Raw genomic sequence first — 15,967 nt, forward strand, 5'->3', positions numbered from 1 at the left:
CGGAAGAAGCATCAATGACGTATCAAACCGTTGAGGAGCTAACCGTCTCGCCGGAGCGCGGACGTGTTTACGAGGAGGGGTGGCAGAGCTGGAGCCCCACCACTACCTATGGGGTCACTGAAACCTCGCGCCGCCCCGAGTCGATGCTGCGGCACCGGATGCGGTTCCGCCCCGGGGTGGAGCAGCCGGCGTCGGGCTTCCATGCCGAGGGGCTGCTGGCCGTTTCGCCAGGCGACGGGGGCCCGGTCCGGGTCTACGGGGCGCCCGCCGTCGGCGAGGTGCCTTCGATCCGGGCCGAGCTCGACGGTGAAACCCTGCGGATCAGCGCCGACGGCCCTCTCGTGTCATTCGAGGCACCCGATTTGGCCTCCGGCCTCGCCCGGTTCGGCGACCGGTACGCGGCCGCGGCGGAAGTAGCGCCGCTGAAGACTCCGCCTTCTGTGTGGTGCAGTTGGTACCGCTACTTCGAGGCCGTCACCGAGCAGGACATCCTGGAGAACCTCGCGGCTATCGATGAGCTTGAGCTACCCGTCGATGTCATCCAGCTCGACGACGGGTGGGAGGCCGGCGTCGGTGACTGGACTCCGCTGGAACCCAAGTTCCCCACGCTGCCGAAGCTGACGGAGCGCATCCGGGAGTCGGGGCGGCGTGCCGGAATCTGGCTCGCCCCCTTCATGGCCGGCTCCGGGACAGAGCTGGCCGCACAGCATCCGGACTGGCTCATGGACGAGGCGGGAGGAAACTGGGGCCAGGACCTCCTCGGCCTGGACCTGACGCACCCGGACCTGCGGGACTACCTGTGGCACACCTTCCGCACCCTGCACCAGGCCGGGTTCGACTACTTCAAGTTGGATTTCCTCTACAGCGGCGCGCTTCCCGGTACCAGGTACGACGACGACGTCAGCGCTATCGAAGCCTACCGTTCCGGCCTCGAACTGATCCGCGACGCCGTGGGACCAGAGACCTACCTGGTGGGCTGCGGTGCGCCGATCCTCCCCAGCGTGGGCCTGATCGACGGGATGCGCGTCTCCCCGGACACCTTCCACGAGCACGCCCAGGATGCCAACGGCGAACTGCGCGGCGCCATGGGTACCACTGCAAGGGCCTGGCAGCACGGGCGGTTCTGGGCGAATGACCCGGACTGCCTCGTTGCGCGGCCGGGCTTCGCGCTGCGCGAGCCGTGGGCCGCCGTCGTCGAGCAGTTCGGCGGGCTCCGCTCGGCGTCGGACCGGATCTCGGAACTGGATGACTGGGGGCTGGAAACCACCCGCCGCGTCCTTGGCAACGTTCCTCCGGCCACCCCGTTCCCCGCCTTCTCCCAACCCCTGAATGGAGTGTCATGACCGCCTTGCCTGATCCGGCCGCGCTCACCAGTGCCGCGGTTTCGGTGCTCAAACGGAACTGGGCGGGTTCGCACACGCTGCCTGCCAGCGGTCTCTATCCCCATCAGTGGAGCTGGGACTCCGGCTTCATCGCCCTCGGGCTGCGTCACGTCGACGCTGACCGGGCGCAGCAGGAACTGGAATCGATCCTGAATGGGCAGTGGGAGGACGGGCGCCTGCCGCAGATCATCTACGACGTCACCCGTGACGATGACTACTCCCCCGGCGCGTCCTTCTGGCGGTCCAACGATCTCCCGGCAGCACCCCTGGTTCCGACCACCGGGCTCATCCAGCCGCCCAACCATGCCTGGGCTGCGTGGGAGGTGCACCGGACCAACCCCGAGGCTTCGGAGCGAAACGGGTTCCTGGCACGGGTTTACCCCCGGCTGGTCACCTGGCACGAATACCTGCTGGTCCGCCGGAACCGCGGCGGCAACGGGCTGGCGAGCGTGGTGCATCCGTGGGAATCGGGCATGGACAACTCGCCGCTCTGGGATGAGGCACTGGCCAGGATCCCGGACACCCCGCAGCACGAGATCCGCAGGCCGGACCTGGCTCATGCAGGGGCCGGCGAGCGCCCGAGCACCAAGGAGTACGGACGCTACTTCTGGCTCGCGGAACAGTACCGCGACCACGGTTGCAACGACCTCGAGGGCGAGGACAGCTTTGTCCTTGAGGACCCAACGTTCAATGCGCTGTGGGCGCGGTCCGAGCTGGCGCTGGCGGACATTGCGCGTTCGATCGGCGTTGATGCGGCCGGGCACGAACAGCGTGCCCAGGAACTTACGGCCGCCCTTGAGAGCCTGTACGACGCCGACCTGGGGCTTTACGTAGCCCGGGATGTTACGACGGGATCCCTGGTGCGGAAGGCCACCATTTCCGGGATCATCCCGCTCATCCTGCCCGACCTGGCGCACGCGCCCGCGGTGCTTGAAACGCTCATGGGTCCCGGCTTCCTCGGCAGCAGTCCGCACATGGTGCCGAGCTATGACATGCTGGCGGCTGACTTCGAACCGGCTCAGTACTGGCGCGGGCCGGCCTGGTTCAACATGACCTGGCTGGTGATCCTTGGCCTGCGCGTCCACGGCGCCCACGGCGACGAAGCCCACCGGCTGGCGACGAACCTCCAGTCCCTGGCGCTCGCGCACGACTTCCCCGAGTACGTCGACCCGATCACGGGCGCCCCGCACGGCACCCGCAACTTCAGTTGGACGGCGGCGCTCGCGCTGGATCTGATGCACACGGAGGTTGCGCCGCTGTAGGTTCCGGCGTATCCGGCGGGCTTGATTGGCGACTCCGTGCATGTTCGGGGCTTCCTCTCGGACGATTCCGTGCAGGCTCCGGCCTTCCTGCCGGACGGTTCCGTGCAGGTTTGAGCTCCGTGTACCAGGATTTGTACCAGCCCAACCCCGGTTCCACAGACCTTTCGCGTCAACCGGCCCGTCAAACCCGCACGGAATCGTCCGCGCGGTCTATCTTCGCGAACCACCGCGACGTAATCTCAAGGCCATGAAGCGGACTCTGGTCGCCATCGCGGCGGGCCTGTTGGCCGGCCTGCTCCTCGCGCCGGCCGGCTCACGTGGGGGCTGCGCGTCCGGCAATGAGTGCTACTCGACGCCGTTCTCCGTTGTCGGCCTGCCCACGAATTGGATCATCGCCGTCGCCGCAGTCCTTATCGTCGGGATGCTGGCATGGGCACTGTATCCCGCCTGGCGTGACCGCCACATGGGCATGAAGTAGCCAATCGACTCTCCCCAAATGGTCCTTATGAGAGCGCACTTCGAGCTGAGAAGGACCATTTGAGGAGAGTCGATGCACCCGCAAGAGCGCATGGCAGTAATTTATCGATAGTGGTCTTTTCTGCCACTGTTGCCGGCCTGAAGGTGAGAGCACTATCGAGGTATGGAAATCGTCGTCGTACTGGTTGTTGTAGCCGCCCTCGCAGCGGTTGTTCTCCGCTCAATCAACAGGGACGGGGTGGGGCATACCGCCCCGATTGAATCGCACTCGGGTTGGGGCAGCAGTGCCCTGCCGAGCCGCTCGTATTCCGATCCGACGGCAGAGGGGGCGTAGGCCATGGCTCTGCTGATCATTCTTGGTGTAACGGTTGCGCTGTTCGCGTTCATCGGCCGCAATGCCGTTCCGCCGCGCGAGCGGATGCCGCTCCGCTCCTGGGGCCTGCGTGGTCTGGTCCGGAACGTATGGCTGGGCCTCGTGGTGTGCGCAGTCGACACTCCTCTGGACCGGACGATGGAGGACATGTTCCGCTGCTACCGCTAAGTCACTTTGTTACGCGCTTCGATCCCCGCCATGGCGGGGATCCTGCGTTGTGTCGGTAAATTGGTGCTGATCACTTCGGGCCGCTGGGGATGCCCGAACCCAGACGCTACGGAGTAACCGATGAGTTCCAGCCCGGTTCCACCCCATCATCTCCACCTCCGCCGTGCCACCTCGCCGCTGGAGGTGTCCTTCGTGAACCTCCACGCCGGCCGCGTGCGGAACCTCAGCCTCGATGTGAAAGCCGGCGAAGTCCTCGCCTTCGTGGGGAACGACGACGACGACGCCGCCACCCTCTTGCGCGCGGCCGCCGGGCTGGACCACCCGGAGTCGGGTTCGGTTCTCCTTGGTGGAGAACCTGTCCGCCGCGTGGATGACCGGTGCTCGTGGACTCCCCGCGACGCTGATCTCCAACCGACTCATTCGCTGCAGGCCAACCTTGCTCTCGGGCTTCGGAAGAGCTCCAGCGCCAGTGAGGCCAAGGCGAAGATCGCTGAACTTCTTGACCTGGCCGGGCTTCGCCGGTTCGCGAAGCTGCTGCCAACAGATGTCACCGCGGAAATCGTCCGCCGTGCCGCCCTGGCCCGCGCCCTCGCGGGGGGTCCAGGGGTGATGCTGCTCGACAACCCGTTCGCTGCCGTCGAAGGCGCCGCCCGCACGGTCCTGCACAGCGTGTTGCAGACCCTTCACCGCGCACTTCCCACCACGGTGCTGCTGGCGACCAACAGCATGGATGAGGCCCTCCGTCTTGCGGACCGAGTTGTGGTGCTGGGCCGCTCTACCGCCGAAGATGTGAGCACCGTCCTCGGCATTCATGAGGTACCCCGGCAAGGCGTTGACAAGGCGGCGGTGCTGAAGCGCTGAGCGGTGCCTGTGGATAACTGAATCCGCCTGAGGCGTCTCTTCGATACTCTCTATTCTCCACCCCCTGGAGAACGGATCATCATGAGCACTGATAGCGAAACCATTGAGCTTGGTGGTGTCCCGCCGGTACGGACCGACTTCTGGATGATTCGGCGAATCGTGGGATACGTCTTTCCCGTGTTAGTTGTGATTCTGTGCGGTTTGCTGGTCTACATCTGGACAAACACGCCGGACGAGATGGGCGCGTTCGATGTCACGCTGGTCTACGCGATTTTGATCATCAGTCCGGCTGCCATCATCGCATTCACCGGATTAGCCTGTGCCGCGAGCACACAGGGAGAGCCGAGGCGACGGCTTGGAACCGTATCGGTAACTGCGAACAGCGTGTGCGCCCTGGTCCTTCTCCTTCCCGGACTTGTGTGCATCCCGTTCTCGTTAGGTCTCCTGGCGGGCGCGATGGAGGCGTTGTTATGAGCCTGCCACTTCAGTGCTGAACGGGTTAGCGAAGACACCGTCCGGGTCAATCCGCTTCGTGAGTAGCCGGAAGTCCTCGAGTTTCGGGTAGAGCCTGTCCAGATCGTGCGCGCCAGGGGTGAAGAGCTTGCCCCAGTGCGGCCGCGCGGCGAACGGCTGCAGCGCCGCCTCGATCTTCGGCAGCAGCGCCTCCACTGCGGGCTGGTCCTGGACCCACGTGAAGTGCAGGCCCACGGCCTCGGTCCCGTAACTCGAGCTCAGCCACAGGTCATCAGCGGCCACGGTACGAATTTCGTTCACCTGCAGAAGCGGCGCGATCTCCGCGCTCAACCCGCGCAGAGTCCGGATCGCGTCCACGGCATGTTTGCGCGGCACCAGGTACTCCGACTGCAGTTCCACCCCGTTGCTGGGCGTGAAATCGAGCTGGAAGTGCGGTAGCCGGTTGTACCAGGGGCCCGCAACGCCCAGTTGCGGTGTACACCCGACCGGCGGGATGCCGGGCAGCGGGTGCCTCTCGTCCTCTGCCCGGACAGCGCCGAACAGCGTTTCCGCCAGCGGTTCATCGCGGTCCGGGCGGCGCTTCACCCAGACGGAGTCGACGACGTCGGCATCCCACCAGGTCGTAAACACGCTGACGCTGTACGCGGCGCCGGTAACGCCGTCGAAATTGCCGAGCAGGGCCTCCAGCGGGAGACGCTCGAAGACCGTCTGCTCCACCTCGAACGCCGGCTCGATCTCCAACTCAAGGCTCGTCACCACTCCCAGGGAGCCGAGGTTGATCACTGCGCCCGCGAAGTCGGGATCACCGGCGTCGTACTTCACCAGGTCACCATCGGCGGTGACCAGTTCCAGCCCGACGACGGCGGCCGCCAGACTGCGGTTCCTGTTCCCCGAGCCGTGGGTGCCGGTGGCGACGGCGCCACCCACGGAGATGTGCGGCAGCGAAGCCAGGTTGGCGAGCGCGAAACCGGCCCGGTCCAGTTCGGTTGCGAGCTCGCCGTACCGGATTCCGGCACCCACCGTCACGGTGGAGGATTCCCGATTGATGCGTACCGGGCCGGTGAGCGCCGCCGTCGAGAGCAGTTCATCTGTTCCGTCGGCGATGGCGTTGAAGGAGTGCCGTGAGCCGAGCGCCCGGATGGACCTGGCCGCGGCGACGATCCGCCGGACTTCATCCACCGACGTCGGCTCATGGACTCTGGACGCGCCGTAGGCGAGATTTCCCGCCCAGTTGGTGCCGGCGTCGTACGCCATGCGGTTCTCCCTCTGTTCCTCTTGATCTACAGTTTTTGCGCCAGCCGGTAGTACGCCGCGTTCCACCGCAGCTCACGCTGGAACTCCCGCACCGTCGTCGTACTGTCGATTCGCAGGAGTTCGGTGCCGGCGATGTCGGCGAAGTCCTCGAAAACATCGAGCCCGACGGCGGTGCTTATCACGGTGTGATGTGCTGCGCCTGCGCTGAGCCAGGCGGCGGCCGACGTCGCGAGGTCCGGCTCCGGTTTCCACACCGCCCGCGCAACGGGCAGGTTGGGCAGCGGCGCATCCGGCGGCACCACCTCGACGGCGTTGGCAGTCAGGCGGAAGCGGTCGCGCATGTCGGACATGGCGACGACGACCGCGTCCCCCGGGTCCGTGTCGAACACCAGCCGGACGGGGTCCTCCTTGCCGCCGATCCCCAGCGGATGCACCTCGAGCGTCGGTTTCGAAGTTGTCAGCGTAGGGCAGATTTCCAGCATGTGCGCGCCGAGGATCTTCTCCTCCCCAGGCACCAGGTGGTACGTATAGTCCTCCATCAACGAGGCGCCGCCGGGCAGGCCGGCACCCATCACCTTCGCGGCACGGACCAGGACGGCGGTCTTCCAGTCGCCCTCGGCACCGAACCCGTAACCGGCCGCCATGAGGCGCTGCACCGCGAGTCCGGGAAGCTGGCGGAGCGCGCCCAGGTCCTCGAACGTCGTCGTGAACGCGCCAAAGGAGCCGCCCTCGAGGAAGGACTTCAACGCCAGCTCCTGGCGCGCGCCATAGCGGAGGGACTCATGCCGGTTCCCGCCGCGCCGAAGCTCGGGGACGACGTCGTACGTTTCCTCATACTCCGCAACGAGGGCGTCAATGTCGGCGTTGGACTGGCTCTCCACAACCTCGACCAGGTCGTTGACGCCCCACGTGTTGATGGAGACGCCGAAGCGGAGCTCGGCCTCGGTCTTGTCCCCTTCGGTGACCGCGACGTTGCGCATGTTGTCGCCAAAGCGTGCAACCTTCAGCTCATGGACTGCAGCCCAGCCGGCGGCGGCCCGCGACCAGGTGCCGATCTGCTCCCGCACAGCCGGGTTGGAGACGTGCCCGACAACGGTCTTCCGCGCAACGGACAGCCGCGTCTGGATGTAACCGAACTCGCGGTCGCCGTGGGCGGCCTGGTTCAGGTTCATGAAGTCGAAGTCGATGTCCGCCCACGGCAGCGCGACGTTGATCTGGGTGTGCAGGTGCAGCAGCGGTTTGCGGAGCGTATCGAGGCCCGCGATCCACATCTTCGCAGGGCTGAACGTGTGCATCCAGGCGATGACGCCGATGGTGTTGTCGCTCGCATTCGCCTCGAGCGCCATGCGGCGGATGGACGCCGAGTCCTTCAAGGTGGGCTTCCAGACCACCTTCACAGGAAGCCCGTCGAGCTGCTTCACAATCTGCCGGGACTGGTCAGCGACCTGCCGCAGGGTTTCCTCGCCGTAGAGGTCCTGGCTGCCGGTGAGGAACCAGATCTCGTAGCGGTCCAAGGTGGTCTGCAGGCTCATGAGGGTACTCCGGTTCTGGCGGGCGACGGTTGCCCGTACACATTTTGGTAGCGGTCAAAGAGGGATTCGATGTGGCGCTGCTCTATGGGCAGCGGGTCCCCGAGCTGGCGCGAGATGTGGATGGTGCGGGCTACGTCCTCAAGCATGACGGCGGCCTTCACGGCGTCGCGCGCGTCCTTGCCGATGGTGAAGGGACCGTGGTTCTGCATCAGCACCGCCCGTGAACGGTGCCCAGTGAGGGTATCGACGATCCCGCGGCCGATGGAATCATCCCCGATGATCGCAAACGGGCCAACCGGGATTGCGCCGCCGAACTCATCCGCCATTGCGGTGATGACGCACGGGATGGCTTCACCGCGGGCAGCCCACGCCGTCGCATAGGTCGAGTGCGTGTGCACCACTCCCCCGACGCGCGGCATGTTCCGGTAAACGTAGGCGTGCGCGGCTGTGTCACTGGACGGCGAGCGTTCCGAGCCAGGGGTACCTGCCATGACGTTGCCGTCCAGATCGCACAGGATCTGGTTCTCGGCGGTGAGGTCCTCGTAAAGCACGCCGCTGGGTTTGATCACGAACAGGTCCATGCCGGGAACGCGGCCGGAGACGTTGCCGCCGGTCCACACCACGAGGTTGTACTTGACCAGTTCTGCGTGCAGCTTCGCTACGTCGCGGCGGACGGCGTTGATGGCGTCTGTTTCGCGTGGGCTGAAAGAACTCATGCGTTGACCGTCGCTTGTGAATAGGCGGCCCGGCGGAGCTCCTTGAGCCTGCGCATGACCTGGTTGGAGCCGCGACCAAAGTAGTCGTGAAGTTGTTCGTATTCGGCGTAGAGCAGGTCGTAGGCATCCGCCCGGTCCGGGTCCGGGGTGTACGCGGCGCGGTTCACGCTCCCCATCGCTTCGCTGGCAGCCCGGACATCCGGGTAGGCGCCTGCAGCGACGGCGGCGTGGATGGCCGACCCCAACGCGGGCCCCTGGTCGCTGCCGATCGTGGAAATAGGCATCCGCAGCACATCGCTGTAGGTCTGCATCAGGAACCTGTTCCTGAGCAGGCCGCCGGCCGCCACGAATTCGGTCACCGGTACGCCGGACGCGTTGAACGTCTCGACGATCTTGCGCGCGCCGAACGCCGTAGCTTCCAGCAGAGCCCTGTACACCTCATGGGCTTTGGTGGACAGCGTCAAGCCGACGACGGTTCCAGAAAGCTGGTGGTCCACCAGCACCGAGCGGTTGCCTGAATGCCAGTCCAGGGCGATCAATCCGTGCCCACCCACGGGCTCCTTCTCGGCCTGTGCGGTGAGGTGCTCGTGCGCCGAAACGCCGGCCTCCGCGGCGGCTTCAACGTCCGACGCCGGAACCTGGTTGTCCACGAACCACGCGAAGATATCGCCCACCCCGGATTGTCCGGCTTCGTAACCGTAGAGACCGTCGACAATGCCGCCGTCGACAACTCCGCACATGCCCGCCACCTCAGCCAGCCTGTCCGAGTTCATGACGTGGCACGTGGAGGTGCCCATGATCGCGACCATCTGTCCCGGCGTCGTCGCCTTCGCTGCGGGTGCGGCTACGTGCGCGTCCACGTTCCCGACGGCGACGGCGATGCCCTCCGGCAGTCCCGTCCACGCGGCGGCTTCTGAGCTCAGGGTTCCGGCGCTGGAGCCGAGAGCGCCGATAGCGTGCTCGACCTTCTCCTCCGCGAACCCCGCGAAGTCCGGGTTGAGTGCGCCGAGGAACTCGCGGCCGGGATACTGCACGTCCTGGTAGATGCCCTTGTAGCCGGCGGTGCAGGCGTTGCGTGTGTACTGACCGGTGAGCTGCCAGATGATCCAGTCGGCAGCTTCAACCCAGTGGTCCATCCGCTCGTACAGCTCGGGATCCTCTTCGAGGAGCTGGAGTCCCTTGGCGAACTCCCACTCGCTGGAAATCAGTCCGCCATAGCGTGCCAGCCACTTTTCCTTGCGTTCCGCGGCGAGGGCGTTGATGCGGTCCGCCTGGCCCTGCGCGGCGTGATGCTTCCAGAGCTTCACATAGGCGTGCGGCCTGGTCTCGAATCCGGGAAGTTCGTTGAGCGGGGTGCCGTCCGCCGTGGTCGGGACCATGGTGCAGGCCGTGAAGTCCGTGCCGATGCCGATGACCTGCGCGGGGTCAATGCCCGCTTCCCTTACCGCTTCCGGAACGGCATTGCGCAGCACGTCAACGTAGTCCGAGGGCACCTGCAGCGCCCACTCCGGCGGCAGCTTCTCACCGGTGGCGGCGAGCGTGTTGTCCATGACGGCGTGGGGATAGTCGAAGACGGCGGAACCCAGTTCCGTGCCGTCAGAAACGCGGACGACGACGGCGCGGCCAGACAGGGTGCCAAAGTCGACGCCGATGGCATACTGCGCGTCGCTGGGTGGGAGTGTGCTCACGGGACCTCATTGTCTTGTTCTGTCATTGCGAATGTGACCGTTCACATCATAGGACTTGGTGCTGGGATACTGTCAAGGTTTCGGCGTCTTTACCGCGTTGCCGGTCGGGATATCCCAGCGAACTCGGCGGTTCAGTGGGTATGTCTAGACATGCCCACTGAACCGGCCGTTTCGATGGGATAGCCCATCACACGATCAGCGTCCGCCCAGCTCAAGGCTCATGAAGGTGCTGTGCGGGTCCTCGGTGTAGCCGGCGAAGGGCAGGCACGGCACGAAGCCGTGCCGCGCATACAGGCGTCTGGCCGGCGCGAAGAAGTCCTGGTACCGGTTTCGAGGAACAATCGCTCATAGCCTCGCTCGTGCGCTTCGGCAATGATCCGCTTGAGGATGAGGGTTGCCACGCCGCGGCCCCGCGCAGCTTCCGCCGTGCGCATGGACTTAATCTCGCCGGCGCCATGCGGGAGGCGCTTCAACGCACCGCAGCCAAGCAGCAGCAAATCTTCCCGGGCGGACCAGAAGGTGATGTCCGGGTGCCTGAGCGCGGAGTGGTCCAGCGCGTGGACGCTCTCGGCGGGAGAGGTGGCGAACATGTCCGTCAGGTGCTCATTGAGCAACTGCTGGACATCGCCTTGCACAGTGCTGTCAATTTCGATGGTGATCACGACGTCGGCTCCTGGCTCAGGTGGCTACGGGCAGCATCGTAGGCGCGGAGTATTTCGGCCTCGTAACGTCGGCTAGTGCGAGGCGGTGGACTGCCGGACGATCAGCTCCGGCACCACAGTGCGTGGTTCTTCCTGGGCCGGCGCGCCCAGTTGCGCCAGTAGATGCGCCACGCAGCGGCGGCCGAGCTCGGGGAAGTCCTGGCGAACGGTTGTCAGCGGCGGGGCGAAGTGGGCGGCGTCGGGCACATCATCGAAACCGACGATGCTGACATCCTCCGGAACCCGCAATCCCGCCTCGCGGAAGGCGTGGATCAGGCCGAGCGACATCTGGTCATTGGAGGAGAAGACGGCGCTCGGCGGGTTGCCCGCAACCAGATTCTTGCCGATCCGGTACCCGCTGTCCGAAGTCCAGTCGCCGGTCAGGATCTGCGACGGCGTCAGCCCCCAGTCAGCCATTTCGGTCTTGAAGCCGCGGATCCTTTCCCTTGATTCAACCCACCCGTCCGGTCCGGCAATGTGCGCGATGTCCCGGTGCCCGAGCTCCAGCAGGTGTCGGGTGGCGAGCCGCGCACCCGCGACCTGGTCAACGGAGAGCCCATGATCATCAGCCGGGGAAGTGGAATGGACTGTCACCATCGGCAGGTTGATCGAGAAATGCTGTAGCTGCTGCAGTGTGGTTTCCTGCGGTGCCAGGATGATCAGGCCCTCGACCGCGTGATCCACCAGCCGGCTCAACGCCTCACTGAACGCGGCTTCGTCGAGCGACGTGAGCGTTGCCGTGTCCACAAGGTAGCCGGCGCTGGCTGCCGCCGATTCGATCGCCGCCTGGGTTGAGGATGGCCCGAAGTACGCGCCGTTGGTCATCAGGACGCCGATGATGCGGGAGCGGCTCGTCACCAGCGATCGCGCCGCGCGGTTGGGCCGGAACTGCAACGCTTCCATGGCGTCAAGCACGCGCTGCCGTGTTTCGTCCCGCAGGCTGTGGTGGCCGTTAATCACCCGCGAGACCGTCTGGTGGGAGACGCCTGCGGCCCGCGCGACGTCGCGGATGTTCGCCGCGCGTGCGCGCTGGCCCGCTTGTGCACCCGACGACGACGGCGGCTTACTGTTCACGGTCACACCAGATACCGTACTTGATCACCTCTACCGAGCTGGCCCGACCGGCTGGCGCAGGATGGTCTTCAGCTTCTCCGGCGGGACCTTGCGTGCGTCCGACAGGTAGATCTCGTGGTGACGCCCGGTCTGTACAAGACCCTGTGCAGGCAGGAATTCCTCGTGCAGGCGCTGGAGCACCGGCCCTTCGTCGTCGTAAGCGCCCACATGCAGAGTCTGCACGCTGCGACCTTCCGCGAAGCGCTCGAAGCGAACCAGGTTCAGCGCCGGTAACTGCTTCTTCTGCGCGGTGGACAGCCCCTCGTCAACCATTTCGCGGGTGATCCAGTCAGGCTGGGCGATCATCATGGTCCAGTCCCACGCACTCTTCTCGCGGGTGCGGAAGACCTCCAGATCTTCCGCGGACCACAGCCCTTCAAGCGGCGCGACGGTATGCACCCGTTCGAGGCTCTTCTTCGCGACGGCGCGAACTGCGTAGGAGACGGTATACAACGCCTCGATCGCCTCCCGGTAGCTGCCGGCTGTATTGGGATCACCATGCCCGTCGACCATGAGAAACGCCATCTCCGGCACATCAACCGTGTCGAAAACGTTGCGCCTAGGCGCGTAGAGGTCCTTCCGATCTTTCTTGATGTCGAAGGACTCCACGGCCGCGCCCAACTCAGCGGCCGTCGTCGTCGTCGTGCTTGTTGGGCTTCGCTTCGAGAAGTTGGATCAGGTTGCCGCAGGTGTCATCGAAGACAGCGACGACGGCGGTGCCGATGTCCACCGGCGGCTGCGTGAAGACGACGCCCGCGCTGGTGAGCCGGGCGTATTCGCTATGGATGTCCTTCACCTCGAACTGGGCCAGCGGGATGCCGTCCTCTGCCAGGGCGTCCCTGTAGGGCTTCACGGCGGGGTGCTTCGCAGGCTCGAGCAGCAATTCTGGACCATCCGGCGACTCCGCCGAGACCACTGTGAGCCAATAGTCCTCCCCAAGCGGGATGTCGTGGTGCTTCATGAAGCCCAGGACGTCGGTATAGAAGGCGAGGGCAGCCCGTTGATCGTCGACGAACAGGCTTGTCAGTGCAATTTTCATGATTCGGTCTTCTTTCTGACGGGCCACCGGCCGGTGATTTGAGCGAGGGGCTCGGGGTTGAAGTAGTGAAACTTGGAACGTCCGCGTTTTTCGGACGTGACCAGGTCCGCCGATTCGAGTACGGCGAGGTGCTGCGAAATAGCCTGGCGCGTCAGGCTCAGGCCGTATCGCATGGCAAGTACGGAGCAGATTTCGAACAGGGTTCGGCCATCCCGTGCGGACAGCTCATCGAGGATGACGCGTCTCGTCTCGTCGTCGAGCGCCCGGAAAATGTCGGCCATGGTTACATAATAGGCAAGTCATTGCTTGCATATCAAGATCCTCCGATTGAGATGTCCCAATGGCTTGTTAGAGTTGCCGAATGAACGCGCGCAGCAGCTTCTCCATATCCGAACTGACGATCCCTTCGAGCATGGGGAGCCCCGAAGCTTCCGCTTTCGAGGCGATGGTTGAAGTGCGCAACCGGGTAGAAACCGGGATACTCGGCAGCGGCATCCTCTCCTACTCAGCCGCCGAACTCCTGCCCGGATTCCAGAACCCGTACAAGCCCCGCCGCCTCTTCGTGGCGCACGACGGCGGCACCATTGTTGCCCGCGCAATCCTGTCGTGGGTGGCCGCGGTCGGGAGTAGCACCAGCTCAGTGAATGTGGAAGTAGACGGCGCCTACCGACGTCAGGGAATCGGATCCGCGATGCTGGATCAACTTGAGGACATTTCCCGTCAGGCGGGCCGCCCGATCATCCAAAGCGCCGTACTGCATACCGCCCACACAAGCGGACCGTCGGTAGCAGCCTCAAGTGGATTCGGCAGTGTGCCGGCGACCGATCCCGGAGTGCGTTTCCTGATCATCCGGGGATACAGGCTGAAGCAAATCAAACGGGTCAGTTTCCTCGAGGCAGGGCAAGATTCGCGCGAGCTCACGGCACACCAGCACAACGCGGAGCGGATCGCGGGGCCGGACTATGAGCTGAAACTATGGACTGGAGCGACGCCTTCCGAATTCCTGACGGATTTCGCCCGCCTGAAAACCGCGATGAGCCTCGATGACCCGTCCGCCGGGCTGAAGCGGACGGTCGACGCCTGGGACGAGACCCGCATTATCAGGCGGGATCAGGACCAAACCTCAAGCGGGCGCGAACTGCTCACCGCTGCGGTTTTGCATGTGCCATCAGGCAGCCTAGTCGGGTTCACAGAGATCTCATTGCCGGCCGACGTCGGGGGCGCGGCTGCACAGGAGGACACCCTGGTGATCTCCGAGCACCGGGGATTCTCCCTCGGCATGCTGCTCAAGGCCGCGAACCTGCAACGGTTAGGGCCGCAAACGAAGATCGTTTACACCTTCAACGCCGAGGACAACCGGCCCATGCTCCGCGTCAACGAAGCGCTCGGCTTTCGTGCCGTGGGCTCTGAGGGCGGCTGGGAGAAAACCCTCGACAGTTAGAGCAGCTGCAGTTCGCTCAATTTCGCCTCGACCTCGGCGTTCAACGGCTCAACCTGGTGTGTGCCGTCGGGATACACCACTACCGGAATGTTGGTGCGGCCGGAGATGTTCCGCGCCTCTTCGGCGGCGTCCGGCGTTTCCACGAGATTGATGTACTCGTTGCTGATCCCGAGTCCATCGAGCTGCTTCTTGGTGCGGATGCAGTCGCGGCACCAATCGGCTCCGTACATGCGAATAACTTTGTCTGCCGTCATGGCTCCATCGTACGGGCGGGTTCAGCACGCCGCTCGCGGGCGAAGCGGACTGACGCTCCGTCGTCGTCACCCATTCCGTGCAGGTTCGACGACGCGAGAGCCGAATCAGCGGCGTGTCGCGGGAGACACGCCGCAGAACCGGCTCAAACCTAAGCGGAATCAACGACGATGGCGAGCCGGACGCGGCCCCAGCGCGAGCCTCAGCCCAGCAACAGCGCGACCAGCAGCACCGCGGGCAAGGCCAGCAGTGAACTGACCAGGATGATGTCGCGGACCAGCGTCACTTTCAGCCCGAACTGGGACGAAAACAGGAACACGTTCTGGGCGGTCGGCAGCGCAGCCATTGCCACCACGCCCAGTAGCGCCGTTCCCTCAACCGCGAACAGGTAGTACGCCACCAACCACGCGATGACCGGCATCACGGCAAGCTTCACAACCGTTCCAAGTACGACGTCGGCCCGCAGGCTCCGCTGCGCCAGCGGCCTTTGCCCGCGCAGGCTCATACCGAAAACCACCAGGAGCAGCGGGATGGACGCCTGGCCCAGCATCTCGATGGGTGTCCAGAGCACCTCGGGCAGCGTCAGTGAGGTCACCGAAAACAGCGCGCCGACAGCCGCGCCGATAGTGACCGGATTCGCTACTGAGCGAAGGACGGTCCGCCCAAGCGTCGGTGCGGGTGCCCCGGAGCGGGCTGCCGCCGTCGTCGTCGTTTTCCTGCCGCACCACGCGAAAACGGTGAGGAAAACCGGGGCAATGACCAGCAACTGGGCCAGCAGGACGGAGACCACCGGGGTGGAGGTGCCCACGGCGTAGAGCGCGATCGGGATGCCGATGTTGCCGGCGTTGACGTAACAGCTTGCCATCGCGCCGGATGCGGTCTGGGCTGCGCCGCGCTTCAGGAGGAATCGGCTCGCGAGCGCGTAAAGTCCGCTGGCAGCGGCGGCGACGATCAGCGCAATGGGTGTGTAGATGCTGAGAACTTCGCCGAGTTCGGTTTCGGCGAGCAGGACGAACATCAGGGCCGGGTTGGTGATGTAGAAGATCACCGGGGTGAGGCCGCGCTCCATGGCGGGAGTGTGCGTTGGCAGGAGGATCGACGCGAGGACGCCCACGACCACAAGCGTCAGCACAATCCCGAAACCGAGGAGCACCCCCTCCACGAACACTCCTCACATGTTCAAACCCTGCATCGACTCTCTAATAGGTGACCGTTTGACGTCCCAAAAGGTCAC

General features: G+C 64.9%; 18 protein-coding genes and 1 pseudogene. 8 read left to right on the forward strand and 11 right to left on the reverse strand.

Going from position 1 to position 15,967, the window contains the following annotated elements:
• Positions 1-14 precede the first annotated feature (14 nt).
• From ACX80C_RS11575 to ACX80C_RS11605, 7 genes are all read left to right on the forward strand, one after another.
• On the forward strand, positions 15-1,343 hold the full coding sequence (locus tag ACX80C_RS11575) for a glycoside hydrolase family 36 protein (RefSeq protein ID WP_459326621.1): 1,329 nt from the start codon (positions 15-17) through the stop codon (positions 1,341-1,343).
• A complete protein-coding gene (locus ACX80C_RS11580; protein ID WP_459326622.1) occupies positions 1,340-2,644 on the forward strand; it encodes an MGH1-like glycoside hydrolase domain-containing protein in 1,305 nt (434 codons plus the stop codon). The genes ACX80C_RS11575 and ACX80C_RS11580 overlap by 4 nt, the downstream gene beginning before the upstream one ends.
• 247 nt (positions 2,645-2,891) lie before the next feature.
• Positions 2,892-3,122, forward strand: a complete 231-nt coding sequence (locus tag ACX80C_RS11585) for a hypothetical protein (RefSeq protein ID WP_459326623.1) — start codon at positions 2,892-2,894, stop codon at positions 3,120-3,122.
• A 162-nt stretch (positions 3,123-3,284) separates the two neighbouring features.
• Positions 3,285-3,455 (forward strand): hypothetical protein, encoded by a 171-nt coding sequence (locus ACX80C_RS11590; protein ID WP_459326624.1) that lies wholly within the window; start codon positions 3,285-3,287, stop codon positions 3,453-3,455.
• A 3-nt stretch (positions 3,456-3,458) separates the two neighbouring features.
• Positions 3,459-3,662 carry a hypothetical protein gene (locus tag ACX80C_RS11595; protein WP_459326625.1) on the forward strand — a complete coding sequence of 68 codons (204 nt, stop codon included), beginning with the start codon at positions 3,459-3,461 and terminating at the stop codon, positions 3,660-3,662.
• A gap of 120 nt (positions 3,663-3,782) precedes the next feature.
• Positions 3,783-4,523: an ATP-binding cassette domain-containing protein gene (locus ACX80C_RS11600; RefSeq protein WP_459326626.1), complete on the forward strand. Its 741-nt coding sequence runs from the start codon at positions 3,783-3,785 to the stop codon at positions 4,521-4,523.
• A gap of 81 nt (positions 4,524-4,604) precedes the next feature.
• Positions 4,605-4,997, forward strand: a complete 393-nt coding sequence (locus ACX80C_RS11605) for a hypothetical protein (protein WP_459326627.1) — start codon at positions 4,605-4,607, stop codon at positions 4,995-4,997.
• Here the strand turns inward: ACX80C_RS11605 and ACX80C_RS11610 are convergent.
• From ACX80C_RS11610 to ACX80C_RS11650, 9 genes and pseudogenes are all read right to left on the reverse strand, one after another.
• Positions 4,992-6,251, reverse strand: a complete 1,260-nt coding sequence (locus ACX80C_RS11610) for an FAD-binding protein (protein WP_459326628.1) — start codon at positions 6,249-6,251, stop codon at positions 4,992-4,994. The two genes, ACX80C_RS11605 and ACX80C_RS11610, sit on opposite strands and share 6 nt — an antisense overlap.
• 26 nt (positions 6,252-6,277) lie before the next feature.
• Positions 6,278-7,783, reverse strand: coding sequence for an L-arabinose isomerase (gene araA, locus ACX80C_RS11615; protein ID WP_459326629.1), 1,506 nt, complete (start codon positions 7,781-7,783; stop codon positions 6,278-6,280).
• Positions 7,780-8,499, reverse strand: coding sequence for an L-ribulose-5-phosphate 4-epimerase (locus tag ACX80C_RS11620; protein ID WP_459326630.1), 720 nt, complete (start codon positions 8,497-8,499; stop codon positions 7,780-7,782). Before ACX80C_RS11620 ends, araA begins: the two co-directional genes overlap by 4 nt.
• The gene (locus ACX80C_RS11625) at positions 8,496-10,187 is read right to left on the reverse strand and encodes a ribulokinase (protein WP_459326631.1); all 1,692 of its coding nucleotides are present in this window, start codon (positions 10,185-10,187) and stop codon (positions 8,496-8,498) included. Before ACX80C_RS11625 ends, ACX80C_RS11620 begins: the two co-directional genes overlap by 4 nt.
• 195 nt (positions 10,188-10,382) lie before the next feature.
• Positions 10,383-10,849 (reverse strand): annotated as a pseudogene (locus ACX80C_RS11630) (GNAT family N-acetyltransferase).
• A 72-nt stretch (positions 10,850-10,921) separates the two neighbouring features.
• Positions 10,922-11,968 carry a LacI family DNA-binding transcriptional regulator gene (locus ACX80C_RS11635; RefSeq protein ID WP_459326632.1) on the reverse strand — a complete coding sequence of 349 codons (1,047 nt, stop codon included), beginning with the start codon at positions 11,966-11,968 and terminating at the stop codon, positions 10,922-10,924.
• A 24-nt stretch (positions 11,969-11,992) separates the two neighbouring features.
• Positions 11,993-12,610 carry a GyrI-like domain-containing protein gene (locus ACX80C_RS11640; protein ID WP_459326633.1) on the reverse strand — a complete coding sequence of 206 codons (618 nt, stop codon included), beginning with the start codon at positions 12,608-12,610 and terminating at the stop codon, positions 11,993-11,995.
• Between the two features lie 13 nt (positions 12,611-12,623).
• Entirely contained in the window at positions 12,624-13,040 is a 417-nt protein-coding gene (locus ACX80C_RS11645; RefSeq protein WP_459326634.1) for a VOC family protein, read from the reverse strand.
• Complete coding sequence (locus ACX80C_RS11650) at positions 13,037-13,321, reverse strand: ArsR/SmtB family transcription factor (protein ID WP_459326635.1); 285 nt, start codon at positions 13,319-13,321, stop codon at positions 13,037-13,039. The genes ACX80C_RS11645 and ACX80C_RS11650 overlap by 4 nt, the downstream gene beginning before the upstream one ends.
• A gap of 80 nt (positions 13,322-13,401) precedes the next feature.
• Between ACX80C_RS11650 and ACX80C_RS11655 the strand changes: the two genes are divergently transcribed.
• Positions 13,402-14,481, forward strand: a complete 1,080-nt coding sequence (locus ACX80C_RS11655; protein ID WP_459326636.1) for a GNAT family N-acetyltransferase — start codon at positions 13,402-13,404, stop codon at positions 14,479-14,481.
• Here ACX80C_RS11655 and ACX80C_RS11660 read toward each other — a convergent pair.
• Together ACX80C_RS11660 and ACX80C_RS11665 are read right to left on the reverse strand one after the other, a co-directional pair.
• The gene (locus tag ACX80C_RS11660) at positions 14,478-14,735 is read right to left on the reverse strand and encodes a glutaredoxin family protein (protein ID WP_459326637.1); all 258 of its coding nucleotides are present in this window, start codon (positions 14,733-14,735) and stop codon (positions 14,478-14,480) included. The two genes, ACX80C_RS11655 and ACX80C_RS11660, sit on opposite strands and share 4 nt — an antisense overlap.
• A gap of 200 nt (positions 14,736-14,935) precedes the next feature.
• A complete protein-coding gene (locus tag ACX80C_RS11665) occupies positions 14,936-15,895 on the reverse strand; it encodes an AEC family transporter (RefSeq protein WP_459326638.1) in 960 nt (319 codons plus the stop codon).
• Between the last annotated feature and the right edge of the window lie 72 nt (positions 15,896-15,967).

It is taken from the genome of Arthrobacter tecti (genome assembly GCF_054511355.1).

What these genes read in the sequence shown, in the direction of transcription:
- araA (WP_459326629.1), bottom strand. Translation starts at nt 7,783, where the DNA reads ATGAGCCTGCAGACCACCTTGGACCGCTACGAGATCTGGTTCCTCACC.
- ACX80C_RS11605 (WP_459326627.1), top strand. Translation starts at nt 4,605, where the DNA reads ATGAGCACTGATAGCGAAACCATTGAGCTTGGTGGTGTCCCGCCGGTA.
- ACX80C_RS11590 (WP_459326624.1), top strand. Translation starts at nt 3,285, where the DNA reads ATGGAAATCGTCGTCGTACTGGTTGTTGTAGCCGCCCTCGCAGCGGTT.
- ACX80C_RS11645 (WP_459326634.1), bottom strand. Translation starts at nt 13,040, where the DNA reads ATGAAAATTGCACTGACAAGCCTGTTCGTCGACGATCAACGGGCTGCC.
- ACX80C_RS11595 (WP_459326625.1), top strand. Translation starts at nt 3,459, where the DNA reads ATGGCTCTGCTGATCATTCTTGGTGTAACGGTTGCGCTGTTCGCGTTC.
- ACX80C_RS11610 (WP_459326628.1), bottom strand. Translation starts at nt 6,251, where the DNA reads ATGGCGTACGACGCCGGCACCAACTGGGCGGGAAATCTCGCCTACGGC.
- ACX80C_RS11660 (WP_459326637.1), bottom strand. Translation starts at nt 14,735, where the DNA reads ATGACGGCAGACAAAGTTATTCGCATGTACGGAGCCGATTGGTGCCGC.
- ACX80C_RS11655 (WP_459326636.1), top strand. Translation starts at nt 13,402, where the DNA reads ATGAACGCGCGCAGCAGCTTCTCCATATCCGAACTGACGATCCCTTCG.
- ACX80C_RS11580 (WP_459326622.1), top strand. Translation starts at nt 1,340, where the DNA reads ATGACCGCCTTGCCTGATCCGGCCGCGCTCACCAGTGCCGCGGTTTCG.
- ACX80C_RS11575 (WP_459326621.1), top strand. Translation starts at nt 15, where the DNA reads ATGACGTATCAAACCGTTGAGGAGCTAACCGTCTCGCCGGAGCGCGGA.
- ACX80C_RS11600 (WP_459326626.1), top strand. Translation starts at nt 3,783, where the DNA reads ATGAGTTCCAGCCCGGTTCCACCCCATCATCTCCACCTCCGCCGTGCC.
- ACX80C_RS11650 (WP_459326635.1), bottom strand. Translation starts at nt 13,321, where the DNA reads ATGGCCGACATTTTCCGGGCGCTCGACGACGAGACGAGACGCGTCATC.
- ACX80C_RS11585 (WP_459326623.1), top strand. Translation starts at nt 2,892, where the DNA reads ATGAAGCGGACTCTGGTCGCCATCGCGGCGGGCCTGTTGGCCGGCCTG.
- ACX80C_RS11620 (WP_459326630.1), bottom strand. Translation starts at nt 8,499, where the DNA reads ATGAGTTCTTTCAGCCCACGCGAAACAGACGCCATCAACGCCGTCCGC.